At 40.9% G+C, this 13,927-nt stretch carries 13 protein-coding genes, 1 tRNA gene and 1 riboswitch; of the genes, 7 read left to right on the top strand and 7 right to left on the bottom strand.

Annotated elements, in window-relative coordinates:
• Nucleotides 1-338: 338 nt before the first annotated feature.
• The 3 genes from KG118_RS11105 to KG118_RS11095 are packed head-to-tail and all read left to right on the top strand — an operon-like array spanning nucleotide 339 to nucleotide 5,979.
• Nucleotides 339-3,338, top strand: a complete 3,000-nt coding sequence (locus KG118_RS11105; RefSeq protein WP_213388459.1) for a SusC/RagA family TonB-linked outer membrane protein — start codon at nucleotides 339-341, stop codon at nucleotides 3,336-3,338.
• Between the two features lie 25 nt (nucleotides 3,339-3,363).
• Nucleotides 3,364-4,962, top strand: a complete 1,599-nt coding sequence (locus KG118_RS11100) for a RagB/SusD family nutrient uptake outer membrane protein (RefSeq protein WP_117712992.1) — start codon at nucleotides 3,364-3,366, stop codon at nucleotides 4,960-4,962.
• A gap of 27 nt (nucleotides 4,963-4,989) precedes the next feature.
• Nucleotides 4,990-5,979: a hypothetical protein gene (locus tag KG118_RS11095; RefSeq protein WP_117712991.1), complete on the top strand. Its 990-nt coding sequence runs from the start codon at nucleotides 4,990-4,992 to the stop codon at nucleotides 5,977-5,979.
• A gap of 92 nt (nucleotides 5,980-6,071) precedes the next feature.
• Here the strand turns inward: KG118_RS11095 and KG118_RS11090 are convergent, their stop codons facing one another.
• The 5 genes from KG118_RS11090 to KG118_RS11070 form a co-directional block, all read right to left on the bottom strand.
• Nucleotides 6,072-6,728, bottom strand: a complete 657-nt coding sequence (locus tag KG118_RS11090; protein WP_117712990.1) for a MarC family protein — start codon at nucleotides 6,726-6,728, stop codon at nucleotides 6,072-6,074.
• 56 nt (nucleotides 6,729-6,784) lie between these two features.
• On the bottom strand, nucleotides 6,785-7,477 hold the full coding sequence (locus KG118_RS11085) for a YjjG family noncanonical pyrimidine nucleotidase (protein WP_117712989.1): 693 nt from the start codon (nucleotides 7,475-7,477) through the stop codon (nucleotides 6,785-6,787).
• Between the two features lie 83 nt (nucleotides 7,478-7,560).
• On the bottom strand, nucleotides 7,561-8,439 hold the full coding sequence (locus KG118_RS11080; RefSeq protein ID WP_117712988.1) for a Cbp1 family collagen-binding glycoprotein adhesin: 879 nt from the start codon (nucleotides 8,437-8,439) through the stop codon (nucleotides 7,561-7,563).
• A gap of 35 nt (nucleotides 8,440-8,474) precedes the next feature.
• Nucleotides 8,475-9,149 carry a 16S rRNA (cytidine(1402)-2'-O)-methyltransferase gene (rsmI, locus tag KG118_RS11075; protein ID WP_117712987.1) on the bottom strand — a complete coding sequence of 225 codons (675 nt, stop codon included), beginning with the start codon at nucleotides 9,147-9,149 and terminating at the stop codon, nucleotides 8,475-8,477.
• 13 nt (nucleotides 9,150-9,162) lie between these two features.
• Nucleotides 9,163-9,654 (bottom strand): hypothetical protein, encoded by a 492-nt coding sequence (locus tag KG118_RS11070; protein WP_117712986.1) that lies wholly within the window; start codon nucleotides 9,652-9,654, stop codon nucleotides 9,163-9,165.
• Nucleotides 9,655-9,762: 108 nt separating this feature from the next.
• Here KG118_RS11070 and KG118_RS11065 point away from each other — a divergent pair, with 108 nt between their 5' ends.
• The 3 genes from KG118_RS11065 (at nucleotide 9,763) to KG118_RS11055 (ending at nucleotide 11,677) form a co-directional block, all read left to right on the top strand.
• On the top strand, nucleotides 9,763-10,365 hold the full coding sequence (locus tag KG118_RS11065) for a thymidine kinase (RefSeq protein WP_117712985.1): 603 nt from the start codon (nucleotides 9,763-9,765) through the stop codon (nucleotides 10,363-10,365).
• Nucleotides 10,366-10,389: 24 nt separating this feature from the next.
• The gene (locus KG118_RS11060; protein WP_117712984.1) at nucleotides 10,390-11,520 is read left to right on the top strand and encodes an AI-2E family transporter; all 1,131 of its coding nucleotides are present in this window, start codon (nucleotides 10,390-10,392) and stop codon (nucleotides 11,518-11,520) included.
• A 79-nt stretch (nucleotides 11,521-11,599) separates the two neighbouring features.
• Nucleotides 11,600-11,677, top strand: a tRNA-Lys gene (locus tag KG118_RS11055).
• Between the two features lie 261 nt (nucleotides 11,678-11,938).
• Here KG118_RS11055 and KG118_RS11050 read toward each other — a convergent pair.
• Nucleotides 11,939-12,481, bottom strand: coding sequence for a hypothetical protein (locus tag KG118_RS11050; protein ID WP_117713004.1), 543 nt, complete (start codon nucleotides 12,479-12,481; stop codon nucleotides 11,939-11,941).
• 126 nt (nucleotides 12,482-12,607) lie between these two features.
• Here KG118_RS11050 and KG118_RS11045 point away from each other — a divergent pair, with 126 nt between their 5' ends.
• The gene (locus KG118_RS11045) at nucleotides 12,608-12,856 is read left to right on the top strand and encodes a hypothetical protein (protein WP_117712983.1); all 249 of its coding nucleotides are present in this window, start codon (nucleotides 12,608-12,610) and stop codon (nucleotides 12,854-12,856) included.
• On the opposite strand, the gene KG118_RS11040 is transcribed toward KG118_RS11045, so the two are convergent.
• A complete protein-coding gene (locus tag KG118_RS11040) occupies nucleotides 12,841-13,692 on the bottom strand; it encodes a mechanosensitive ion channel family protein (RefSeq protein WP_117712982.1) in 852 nt (283 codons plus the stop codon). The two genes, KG118_RS11045 and KG118_RS11040, sit on opposite strands and share 16 nt — an antisense overlap.
• A 137-nt stretch (nucleotides 13,693-13,829) precedes the next feature.
• A riboswitch (TPP riboswitch) is annotated at nucleotides 13,830-13,925 on the top strand.
• Nucleotides 13,926-13,927: the final 2 nt, after the last annotated feature.

The raw sequence follows: 13,927 nt of genomic DNA, 5'->3' as shown, positions 1-13,927 counted from the left end.
ATACCCTCGATATATAGCGGAAGTAACATTATAAATGAAAAAACTTTGTAGAAGAAACTTATGTTATCCTTTTTTTGTCATAAAAAATAGTTGTTAGAGTATGCTTTATTTACAGAATCTCTTTTCAAAAGGTAACGAGTATATTTACAATATGATTAGTTTATACCTTTTATTGATATAATATCCTGATAATCATAGAGCAATTATAGACTACAGGTAGCATCTTAGTAACCTGATAATGATATTGGTATATGCCAGAACGATGCCTATCAATATTTCAAGGTTACATAGCGAAGTTTCTGATAACTGTAAATCTCTTATTTTAAAACGTTTACAAAATAGATAGTTCTGCGAAGACTTTGCAGGTTTCGTTTGTTGGTATGCAAACGCAAGAAGTAGCTATCAAACCGGTTATAAAAGTAATAATGAAGCCTGATACTGAAATACTTGAAGAGGTTGTTGTTACAGCTTATGGTACTTCCACCAAAGGTTCTTTTACAGGTTCTGCAGCTGTAATGAAAGCAGATAAAATAGAAAAAAGACAAGTAGCTAATATATCTAATGCTTTAGCAGGTGCAGTAGCCGGTGTGCAGATTTTGAGTGATAATGGTCAACCGGGTGTGTCAGCAAAAGTACGTATTCGTGGTGTCGGTTCTATCAATGCAGGTACAGACCCGTTGTATGTTGTAGATGGTGTACCATTTGACGGTGATTTATCTACTATCAACACATCAGATATCGAGTCTATGACAGTTTTGAAAGATGCCGCTTCAACGGCCCTGTATGGTGCCCGTGGTGCCAATGGTATCATTATGATTACAACGAAGAAAGGAACCGGCGGTAAGGCTCGCATAAACTTTGATGCAAAATGGGGTGTTAACTCTCGTGCTATTAAGAACTATGATGTGATGACCAGTCCTAAGAATTATATTGAAACAGCTTACCAAGCTATTTACAATTCTCAGATTTCTCAAGGACTTTCTCCCGAAGCAGCCAATATCAAAGCTAATTCCATTTTGCCAACCAAAGCTTCCGGCGGTTTAGGATACAATATTTATACTACACCGGCCGGTGAACTTCTAATCGGCTCAAATGGAAGACTGAATCCGAACGCAACTTTAGGTTATAGTGACGGAAGCTATTACTATACTCCGGACAATTGGGCAGATGAAACATTCCAGAACAACTTACGTCAGGAATATAATATAAACGCTTCCGGCGGTAATGAAAAAGCTACATATTATTTGGCTTTCGGCTATTTGGATGACCAAGGAGTAATTTCCGGTTCCGGTCTTACACGCTATAACGGACGCTTTAAAGGCGATTACAAACTGACACAATGGTTGAAGGTGGGTGCTAACTTCAGCTATATCAATTCACAGAGCCGCTACCCAGCAGAACAAGATGCGAATGCAACAGCTTCCTCAGGTAATGCATTCTTCATTGCAAATAACATTGCTCCGCTATATCCTATGTATGTTCGTGACACAGATAAAAATATAATGTTGAACAACGGTCGCAAAGTATACGATTATGGAGACGGGCAGAGCACTAAGAACTCACGTTCTTTCATGTCAATTGCTAACCCGGCCGGTGACTTGACCTATAATAAAACAGAATATTTAATGGATGTAATCAATGTAAACTGGTTTGCAGAGATTAATCCGATAAAAGGTCTGAATGTATCAGCTCGTTTCGGTCTGAATGTAGACAACACCCGTTACAATGATTTGGGTAATGCCTATATGGGACAGAGTGCCTCTTATGGCGGTACAGCTTATCAGGCTGCAATGCGCAAATACGGTTTCGACCAACAATATGTAGCCAACTACCAATTCGCACTTAAAGACATCCATCATTTTGATATTACCGCGGGTTACGACGGATATACTTATGAATACACCGAATTATACGGTAACGCACAAAATCTGTATAATCCGGAAAGCTTCTACCTGAGCAATGCCATTGACAATTTCTCTGCAGGCGGTAAAAAAGACACTTATTCTACAAAAGGTTTCTTCGGACGTGTGAACTATTCATATAATGATACCTACTTCGGTAACATTTCTTATCGTCGTGATGCTTCATCACGTTTCTCTCCCGATAACCGCTGGGGTAATTTCTGGGCCGCAAGTGCCGCATGGATGATCAGCCGGGAAGATTTTATGCAAGATATTGCATGGATTAATATGTTGAAGCTGAAAGCATCTTTCGGACAGCAAGGTAATGATGACATATTATACCCCGGAGTTGATCTTGACAAGAACTATTATCCATGGATGGACCAATACAAAATGACGGGTGCCAATGGTATCTTTGCCGACGGAACTTTGTCTTATAAAGGTAATCCGGATCTGACTTGGGAAACTTCTACATCTTACAACATCGGTGTTGATTTTGCTCTGTTCGACAATACATTGAATGGTACTATTGAGTATTTCGGACGTAAATCGGATGATATGCTTTACAACAGACCGACAGCGGGTAGCTTAGGTTATACGGCAATTCCGATGAATGTAGGTTCTATGACAAACTCCGGTGTTGAAATCGATTTGAACTACCAGATTCTAAACAATTCCAAATTTAACTGGAATGTAAATATGAATGCAACTTTCGTTCAAAACAAAATCAACAAGTTGCATCCTGACTTAAATGGTAAGATGATTGACGACACTCGTATCTACGAAGAGGGAGAATCGATGTACCGTATGTATCTGGTTGATTATGCCGGTGTTGATCCTGAAACCGGCGAAGCGCTATATTGGGCGGAGGATGGTGACGGCAACCGCATCAAGACTCCCAACTATACTGCTGCCGAAGGTTATAAAGTAGCAACAGGCGATATGATGCCTACTGTATATGGTGGTTTGGGCACTACATTCGAGGCTTATGGCTTCGATGCCTCTATCCAGTTATCTTATCAGTTAGGTGGTAAAATTTATGATTCCGGTTACAGACGTATGATGCATGGCGGTTCATCCAGCTTTGCCGGACAAAACTGGCATAAAGATATCTACAACGCATGGACACCGGAAAACACCAATACCAATATTCCGCGTTTAAATGCAAGAGATCAATATACAAACTCCACTTCTACACGCTGGTTGACAAACTCAAATTATCTCAGCATCAATAATATTACGGTAGGTTATACGCTGCCTAAGACTTTAGTTCAAAAGATAATGCTCGAGAAAGTACGTGTATACTTTACAGCCGACAATGTGGGTTTGATTTCTGCACGTAAAGGCCTTGACCCTCGTCAGAGTTATATTTCTGCCACTACAGCACTTTATACTCCGATACGTACAATTTCCGGTGGCATCAGTCTTACATTTTAATTGATTAACAAATAGGAATTTGAATATGAAAACAAAATATATTTTCGCTTCCCTCTTGGTCGCATCTCTTACCTTTGCCGGTTGCGAGGACATGGATACACTTCCGGAAGGCAGCACTGTAACCTCTTCACAAAAAGAAGAAATTGCCCAACAGGACCCTACAAAGATTGGGGCTCGTGTAAACGCCATTTTTGCGCAATTCAACCAATATATGCCGAACGAAGGTGCATTGGGGGCGAGCCGACATAATGATATAGGCTATCCAAGCGTCATGCTTTTTACTGATACTAACGGTAATGATGTTGTAAGTGATAATAACGGTTATAACTGGACCGGAAATGATTTGGATTATATGGATCGTTCACAAACTTCATTAGAGTGTCAGATGGTATGGAACGATATGTACTCTATCGTTTATGCCTCTAATAATGTCATCAGTGGTATCGACCCTAAAGTAGAAGATCCGACAGAACAATATTATCTAGCTCAAGGATTAGGTGCACGCGCTTTTGCATATTGGGTTATGGCCCAACTTTATCAGTTCAATTATAAAGGCAATGAAACAAAACCGTGCGTACCGTTAATTACTGAGAAGAACATGGAAGAGGCCGCTACAAAGGGATGCCCCCGTGCTACCGTTCAGGATATTTATACACAAATCACTACTGATTTGACTTCAGCTATTGACTTGTTGACTAAGTCTAAAGTGAAACGTACAGACAAACGTTATATCAGCTTAGCTGTTGCATATGGTTTAAGTGCCCGCGTTAATTTGACTATGCACGAATATGGAGCTGCGGCAACAGCTGCAGACAATGCCATCAAGGCAGCTACAGCTGAAGGACTGGTTCCCAGTAGTTATGCTGAAGCCAGCAAACCTAACTTTTGGAGTTCGGATGAACAAAACTGGATGTGGGGAATCATTGTTAGCGAAACAGACCGTGTTGTAACTTCAGGTATCGTAAACTGGCCTTCACATATGGGTTCCATGAATTATGGGTATGCCAATTATTCCGGTGGACGACAGATTAACAAAGAACTTTATGATGCAATTCCTAACAGCGATGCCAGAAAAGGCTGGTGGTTAGGTGCCGACTTGAAATCCAACAACCTTACAGAAGACCAACAGGCCATGATGACTAATTATGGATACGGAGCTTACACACAGGTTAAGTTTGCACCTTATAAGAATGAGCTGGAAACATCTGTAAACGCCAATGACATACCTTTGATGCGTATCGAAGAAATGTATCTGATAAAAGCAGAAGGGGAAGCGATGTCCGGACAAGACGGTAGAACGACATTAATCAACTTTGTTAAAAAGTATCGTGATCCGAGCTATAGCCCTGCTGGTACAGATATACAGGAAGAAGTATTCAAACAACGTCGTATCGAACTTTGGGGTGAAGGTTTAAACTGGTTTGACTTGATGCGTCTGAACAAAGGCGTTGACCGTCGTGGAGCCGGATATCCCAACAGTGAAATGATATTTAAAATCGAACCTACCGACAATGTACTGTTATGGCCTATCCCTGAAGTAGAGCTTCAATCCAACCAAGCTCTGAGTGAAGCAGACCAAAACACTCCGGGAAATACCCCCAAACCCGTTGCAGATAACAAATAATAGTATTATATCTAACAATCGAATCATATGAAACTAAATAAATACATATTAGGCTTATTGATAGCTCCCGCCTTTGCCCTTGCAGGTTGCAGCGATTATGAAGATACCGAAATCGCAAGCCCGCAAGCTGATGAAAATGCAATAGGCGCCAACTTTTCAGCGGCTTCAACTCCCGTTGTAATGCACCCGGATAAAACGTCTTTCACGCTTACTTTAAATCGTGTGAACACCAAAGGAGCAGTTTCCGTTCCGGTCACTGTTGCCTCATGCGACGAAGTATCCACCGGAACGAAATTCTGTGACCAACCAACTGCATTTTTATTTGCCGACGGTGAAGCGACAGCCAAAATAACACTTAATGTCAACGCAGCTTGTTTATTCCAGAAAACTTATAAGATGGCATTGACCATTGGTGAAAAGAAAGACCATCTCTATGCCCAAGGTACAACCTCTACCATCGTTTCATTTACCAAAGATTACACATGGAAAACACTTGGACAACCGGTGATTTTGGAAGATGAAAAAGGCTGGGTAGGCAAGGGTGCCGGTATTCTCGCTCCGGTGGAATGGGCTTCCGACTACAAGAATGACAACGGGAATATGTTATTCAGAATTAAAGCTCTGTATGCCTATGCCGGCAAAGGAAGTAATACTACTACCGGTCACCTGCAATTCTTCCTTGATGAAAATTATGCTCCGGTAACAGAACGGTTCTCAACAAATGGTTACGATCCTGCAAATATTGACACCGGCATCCAACAGAATAAACCAGCAGACCCTAAAGAAGAACAAGAAGAAGCAGATAAAATCTACTATAAGCTTGACTTCACAGGTGTAACCGGCGGAACATATACCGAGAAGACAGAAGACGGTGAAACAATTAAAGTTCTTACTACTCCTTATGAATTCTCTTACAGAGTATTCTACACCCCCGGAGAAGAGGTTACCTCTGTAAAGGCAACACTTGACTTTGATATTTTGAACACTATGGAAGCCATCAAAGCAAAGCTGAAGTAATAAGCCTCAAAGACCGGCTGTAAAAAAGGTTGCAAGAAAGAAGATAGTCTTCTACTTGCAACCTTTTTCAATATCCTAAATTCCCAAGTTTCTTATTTCATCATCCCCAAGTACCCTTCTTTAATTATATCCACCAATATCGGCTTCATTCCGCTGACAAAGCATTCCACAGCAATCACCATCAAGATAAGTCCCATCAGACGCATCATCACATTATTGCCTGTTTCCCCCAGCAGATTAACCAGACGGGTGGAAGCTCTCAATATCAAGAAAGTCAGAAAATAAATAAGGGCAATAGTACCTATAAGCACCCCTTTCATTTCAAAGGAATGTGCATCTTGCATCAGTACGATTGCATTAGCGATAGCACCCGGTCCACACAACATCGGAATACCCAAAGGGGTAATAGAAATATCATCAGCATAGGTCTTGATTTCTTCATCTTTTAACTTCATAGGCGTATAACGTGCCTGCAACATATCGAAACCTATCTTAAAAATAATAACACCACCGGCTATTCGGAAACCATTTGTTGATATACCAAAAAACTTGAAAAGAAACTGTCCTGCAAAAACAAAGACCATTAAAGTTATAAAGGATACTAACGTTGCGCGGCTAACGATAGAACGACGTTCCTTATCCGTCATTCCCTGCGTCATTGTCAAAAAGACAGGCATCGTACCCAAAGGATTAGTCAACGTAAAGAAAGAAGTGAAACACAACAATGCAAAAGGAATGAGAGTTTCCATAACGGTAGTTTTATACGTTTATCATTAAATACAAAAGTACAACTAATCTATCAATGTCACAATAAATCTAACAACTCTTTCAAATCAGAAATTTGGTAAGTAGGTGTAAAAGGCAAATCCACACGCCCGGACAGGTTATAAAACACCTGATGCATTCCTACTCCGGCAGCTCCGACTATATCATTTTCCCAGCTATCTCCAATCATCAACGATTCATTCAGTTGGGACTGGGTTGCAGAAAGAGCAAAATGAAAAATCTCCGGCCAAGGTTTTAATATTCCAATATCATCGGAAAGAACCACTTTCTTGAAATAATTATCAATGCCCGACGAACGCATTTTATGAACCTGAAGTTCTTTAAACCCATTTGAAAGGATATACAAATTATATTTTGGTGAAAGATATTCCAGCACTTCATGTACATGAGGCATTAATCTGCTCTTAGTAGGAATGACGGAGAGAGAATCTTTCTCATAGGCTTTTGCCAGAACGGAATCACCTGCTCCTACGGCTTCCAAAGGATAAAGATATCGCTGACGATTTAATTCATCTTTGGTCACTTTGCCATCGGCATACTCTGTCCACAGTTCCAAATTATGGCTTTGATAAAGCGAGTAATAATGTTCAAAAGAATCGAAAAAGCGGTCATACCTATACTTTTGGTACATCTCCTCATATGTATCACGGGCATTGAGAGAGAATGCCCAAAGCGTATCATCTAAATCAAAAAAAAGGTTCTTATAAGGCATAAAGAGAATACTAAAAAGGCTGTTTCAAAAGCAAACTAACAAATACACTTTTGAAACAGCCCTATCAATTATCAATCAAGTAACTATTTCACTTGAATCACCAAGTATTTGGAAACACTCCAAAACTCTTTCGGGCTGGTAATCTTCAAAGTCAGCAGACCTTTATCATCTTTCTCCAAGGCATAAGACCCCGTAGGATGAGTAGTCAAGATATCAGCATCCTTGGAGTACAATTTGATTTCTTTGGTAGTACGAATATCAACTTGCGTAAAATAATCCTTGTTGATATCACTATCTTTCAATACAGAACCTTTTTTAAATAAACCGGAACCGCTCAATATTTTCTGATCTTTCAGTTCTTTCTTAGTTCCAAATACAAACCATGCAGTATTAAGCGCTTTGTCCTGCTCTGCCACAGTTTTAGCTTTTGCCTCATTTTCAGCGGTCAGTTCACTCTTGGCAGCATTCAAATCCGTTACTGCAGCGTCCAATTCCTGAATACGAATATTCTTAGAGGCCAGTTCTGCCTGCAATTCTTCGATACGCTGGGTCTTTGCATTCAACTCCTGCGTCAAAGATTCAACGGCTCTTTTCAATTGAGTAGAATTGTTTTTACTGCTTTTCAGCATAGACTGCAACTTAGCAATCTGTTCTTTGTTTTCTTCCATCTGCTTACGGATAAACTCAATATCAGAAGCTATCTGCTGTTTCGCATTTAGAGACCCCTCTGCCACTGCACCACGTTGCAGATCCACACGGCTCTCTGCCGCATTAATTTGGCGAAATCCCTCCGAAATATCATTGAAAGTACCCATCATCTCATCCAGTTCAGCATTACGCTGCGTCAGTTCCATCAAAAGAGAATCATTTTCAGCCTTCAGCTGGTCTTTACTACCACCGGAGAAGCTGTCACATGAAGCCATAACGGCTGCACATACAATTAAAACTGCTAACTTTTTCATACGCTTTTGTTTTACGTTTTTGTTAATGAAGTTATTTAGTCGTCTATTCCTGCTACTACAATTACTATTTCACCACGTGGCTCATTGGCAGTGAAATGCTCTATTAATTCTGTAAGAGTGCCCCGTACCGTTTCTTCATGTATCTTGGATATTTCACGAGAGACAGACGCCTGCCTTTCTACACCAAAATATTCTGCAAATTGAGTCAACGCTTTTACCAAACGGTGGGGAGATTCATAGAAAACCATTGTCCGGCTTTCTTCGGCCAACCCTTTCAGACGCGTCATTCTACCTTTCTTTTGAGGTAAAAAGCCCTCAAAGCAAAACTTCTCATTAGGCAATCCGGAAGCCACCAATGCCGGAACGAAAGCCGTAGCTCCCGGCAGGCATTGCACCTCTATACCGTTACGGACACATTCACGAACCACCAGAAAGCCCGGATCTGAAATACCCGGAGTACCGGCATCCGATATTAACGCAACAGTGTCTCCGCCTTTTATTCTATTTACAACACTTTCTACCGTTTTATGTTCATTAAATTTATGATGAGACTGCATCGCATTCTTTATCTCAAAATGCTTCAGTAGTATGCCGGAAGTACGTGTATCTTCAGCTAAAACTAAATCCGCCTCTTTCAGAATACGAATAGCACGAAAAGTCATATCTTCCAAATTCCCTACAGGCGTAGGCACTACATAAAGTTTTCCCATATCTGCTATTTTTTTAACTGAAATATTTCCTCAGAAGCTCTACAAAGTCAGCCGCCGCCTCATTCTCTTCATCCGGTTGTACTGTTGATATAAAAATGGACATAGCCTCGTCCAAAGAAGAAGCCTCCCCCAATTGACGTACTATCTCATTCATACACGCAGCGTCTCCATTGAATAATTCACGGGTAAAACGGAACGAATCATTCAAGCTGATAGCATGACGTAAATCCGTAGCCGGTTTTATGCGTTCAGCCAAAATCTGCGAAGCAGAAGCAACTTCCGACTCTAAATCCGTCTTAACGGCAACAGGAGCATTCTGTTCAGCCGGAATAGTCACAAAAGTTTCATCCAACAATTTAGTCAATGCATCCAACCGCTCCTGCATCTGACGAATGTTCCTTTTGGCAACTATCTTCAAAACAGGGTTGGCATCAGTGGATATTGACTGTATCAAACATTTCAATTCCTGAACATCCAGCTCTATATCATTCAATAATGCTTGCATATCCTTTCCCGTCTGTATTAATGGCACAAATGTAGAAATAAATAATGAAAAAACACCTGGAAGCAAACAAAATGATTATTTTTGCGACTGAATATAACACTTAAAAACATGGTATTATTCTCGGAAGATCACATACAAGAAACTAAACGCAGAGGAAGAATCGAAGTCATATGCGGCTCTATGTTCTCCGGCAAGACAGAGGAACTGATACGCCGCTTGAAACGTGCTAAATTTGCCAAGCAGCGTGTAGAGATATATAAACCGGCAATAGATACACGCTATTCGGAAGCAGATGTTGTTTCACATGACAGCCATACCATATCTTCCACTCCGATAGACTCTTCGGCAAGTATCCTGTTATTCACTTCCGAGATAGACGTGGTGGGCATTGATGAAGCCCAGTTCTTTGACGAAGGTCTGATTGATGTATGCAATCAACTTGCCAACAATGGCATACGTGTAATCGTGGCCGGACTGGACATGGACTTCCGCGGAAAGCCTTTTGGTCCCATGCCGGGACTATGCGCCATCGCAGACGAAGTGTCCAAAGTACACGCCATATGTGTAAAATGTGGCCAACTCGCTTCATTCTCGCACCGTACCGTGAAAAATGACAAACAAGTATTGTTAGGGGAAACAGCCGAATATGAACCTTTGTGTCGGGAGTGTTATTTACAAGCCATAAAGGAAGACCGACAGGCAAATAAGTAATTAGTAAATTAAAAACATGATTCTATGGAACGTAAAAAGATTACATTCGACAGCTTTATCCGCGGTGTCATTTTAGGAATCATCCTAATCGGTCTGTTGATGCTTTTAAAGCGTTTAAGCAGCGTTCTATTACCTTTTTTTATTGCTTGGCTTATTGCCTATTTGATATACCCGTTAGTCACTTTTTTCCAATACAAGCTAAAGCTGAAAAATAGAGTTGTTTCCATCTTTTGCGCCTTACTCACCTTGCTGATTATAGGTGCCGGAGCTTTCTACCTGTTAGTCCCCCCCATGATACAAGAGTGCGGTAGGGTGCAAACCTTACTAATCCAATACTTTTCTCATGGAACCTACAACAGTAATGTACCAACCTCTCTCTCCGAGTTCTTACGGGACAATATTGACGTAAAATTCCTAACCGAACTATTCAATAAAGAGAATTTATTGGATGCGCTAAAAGAAGCTGTTCCCCGGTTATGGTCTTTATTATCAGACTCTATCGATTTGCTATTCAGCGTATTTACCCTATTTCTTATCTTACTATATATTATTTTCATTTTACTGGATTATGAAAGCATTGCTGAAGGCTGGACGCACCTCGTACCCGTAAAATATCGTTCTTTTGCAGTAGGAATACTAAATGACATAAAAGTAGGCATGAACAGATATTTCCGCGGACAAGCATTTGTTGCATTGTGTGTCGGCATTTTATTCAGTATAGGTTTTCTCATCATAGATTTCCCGTTAGCCATAGGTCTCGGCTTATTCATCGGCGCTTTGAATATGGTTCCCTATCTTCAAATCATAGGCTTTGTCCCTACTATTATACTGGCAATTCTCAAAGCATCCGATACAGGCGGTAATTTTTGGCTAATCATAGCCTCAGCCATGGCAGTATTTATCATTGTACAAGCTATCCAAGACGGCTTTATCGTACCACGCGTCATGGGAAAAATTACCGGATTAAATCCTGCTATTATTCTTTTGTCACTCTCCATATGGGGTTCATTAATGGGAATGTTGGGAATGATTATCGCACTCCCGCTTACTACGCTAATGCTCTCTTATTATCAACGTTTCATTATAAACAGAGAAAATATTCATAAGTCAGAATGCATTGATAATCAAACAAAAGAAGAAAAATCGCAGGAATAACACAAACTTTTTTCATCACAATCCTTGCATATTCAATAAAAGTACCTATCTTTGCACCCGCTTAACAGCAATAAAGGATTGATTCGCTAGCTCAGCAGGTAGAGCACAACACTTTTAATGTTGGGGTCTTGGGTTCGAGCCCCAAGCGGATCACCCAGAAACTGGAAAAACCAGATGAAGAAAAAACTCCTACAATACCTTGATATTGTAGGAGTTTTTTTCTTTATCTAAAATCCGTAACCGGAGATTTACTAAAACGTGACCAACGATTTACTAAAACGTGGCCGGAGATTTACTAAATCGTTGGTCACGTTTTAGTAAATTTCCGGTAGTACGCTAGCAAGTCGTTTCCGAAACATATCCGAATACCATCTTTGTTATGTGCAGAATAAGAAAGGAATCAACCTATCCTCCATAATTATATTCCTTTCTTTATAACCGGAAGTCCAAGTCCACCCTGAGCCAAAGACAGAACCTTCGTTTTGTCTTTTCGAGCTTTCTGATAGACAGCGCGAGAAACATGCAGTGTTTCTACCGTACCATTATCAAAAGCAACTTTCAGATAATACTCGTAGCGCATACCGTCGGACACATAACGATGTTTGCCTACTTTACGCCGTTTTTCATGCTGTTCCATAAATTTGTCGAGTACAGTGACGGTTACATCATACACGGAATTATCATCCGCAGACAAATAGTTGCCCGCAAGGAACAACACATAGCCAACAGTCCCGACACACACCAAATGGCACGAGATATTCACTATTTTGTTTTCCATTGTCGTTAGCCATAGCCATTTCCGGTAAAAGGGAAGTGTCAACAAGCCAATTGCCAGCGCCACCCCTATAGGTATCCACCAAGCCACCAATGTTTTCTCAGAAATCATATACCCTATAGTGCATGAAAACAAGACAGTCACAACTATCAGAATACGTAATATTTTGATAAACAGAGTTCGCATCATCTAATTTGTATTTTCCGCAAATATAAAAGTAAAAGTGACATAACAAATTCCACACCCCCATCCATATGAACTAACTTACCTGACAGAACGTTATAACTATACTAACATAAAGAAGCAACCATCATGGAAAAGAACTTAATTCATAGTAATGAATTGCATTTCATTGACAAGAAACGCATTCACCGGGCAGTAGAGCAATTGGTTGAATCATTGGAACTGGCAGCAGGCTCCACAACCGGGTTCAACCTGTATGCGGTAGTAGAAAGTTATTTCACCGACTTGGACAAACGAAAAGCAATCAACCGCCTGCTCAATCTGGAGCAAAGCATCTGCGAAGAAGTGGTGCAAACACCTTATCAGTCCTTTGCTTGATGCACTGTCAACTGTGGGAACGGGAAACCGATTCCCTCATTGTTGAATACAGAGTAAATGGTCTTGTTCATATCAAAATAAACTCCCCAATAATCGCTGCTCTTCACCCAGACACGGATAACAACATTCACACTGCTGGCGTCCAAGGCATGAAGGGCCACGAAAGGTTCCGGAGCATTCAGGATACGGCTGTCGGCAGCAAGTATACGGCGTACGGTAGTTTCTACCTTATCATAATTCTCGCCATACTCCACACCGATAACCCACTCCACACGACGGGTATCTTCACGGCTGTAGTTAGTTACCGTGCCACTGCTCAAAGCGCCGTTAGGAATATAAATCACCTTATTATCGGCCGTAGTAAGGATGGTATGAAATATCTGAATCTCACGTACCGTACCGGATACGCCCTGACTCTCAATCCAGTCACCCACCTTGAAGGGACGGAATAGCAAGACGATGAGCCCTCCGGCAAAGTTCTGCAGGTTTCCGGACAGTGCCATACCTATTGCCACACCGGCCGATGCCAGCAAAGCCGCAAACGAAGTGGTTTCAACCCCTAACTTACCGATAACGGCAATAATCAGCAGGATTGTCAGCAAGATATTCACCAGACTCTTGACGAAACTCTGGATGCTTGCGTCAATATGCCGCTTTACAAGAAGTTTGGATACAAGCTTCTTAATGAAAGAGATTAGAAAGCGTCCTACTACAAAAATGATAATTGCACCTATGATACGACCTCCGGCTCCCACTCCCCAGTCTATCAATTGCTGCATGAAAATCTGAAGTTTGCTGAAACCTTCCTCAGAAGCTTGGGCGGCAAACGCCGCCATTAATAAAGATGATAACATGACTAATTGTAAATTATAAATGATTAATTATGAATTATAAAGGACAAATTTAACAAAAAAATCATTTCCCGGTCACTTTATTTGTACCTTTCAGTCAAAAGAGATACTTTTGCAGCCGATTTCAACTAAGGGGGTGCCCTAATATGACGGGCTGAGACCATACCCATTGACCTGATTCGGGTAGTGCCGACGTAGGGAAAAGAAGAAAAGTTCCCCT

The sequence above is a fragment of the Bacteroides propionicigenes genome (assembly GCF_018390535.1).
Classification (GTDB): Bacteria; Bacteroidota; Bacteroidia; order Bacteroidales; family Bacteroidaceae; genus Bacteroides; species Bacteroides propionicigenes.
This window is presented reverse-complemented; position numbering and strand designations above follow the sequence as displayed.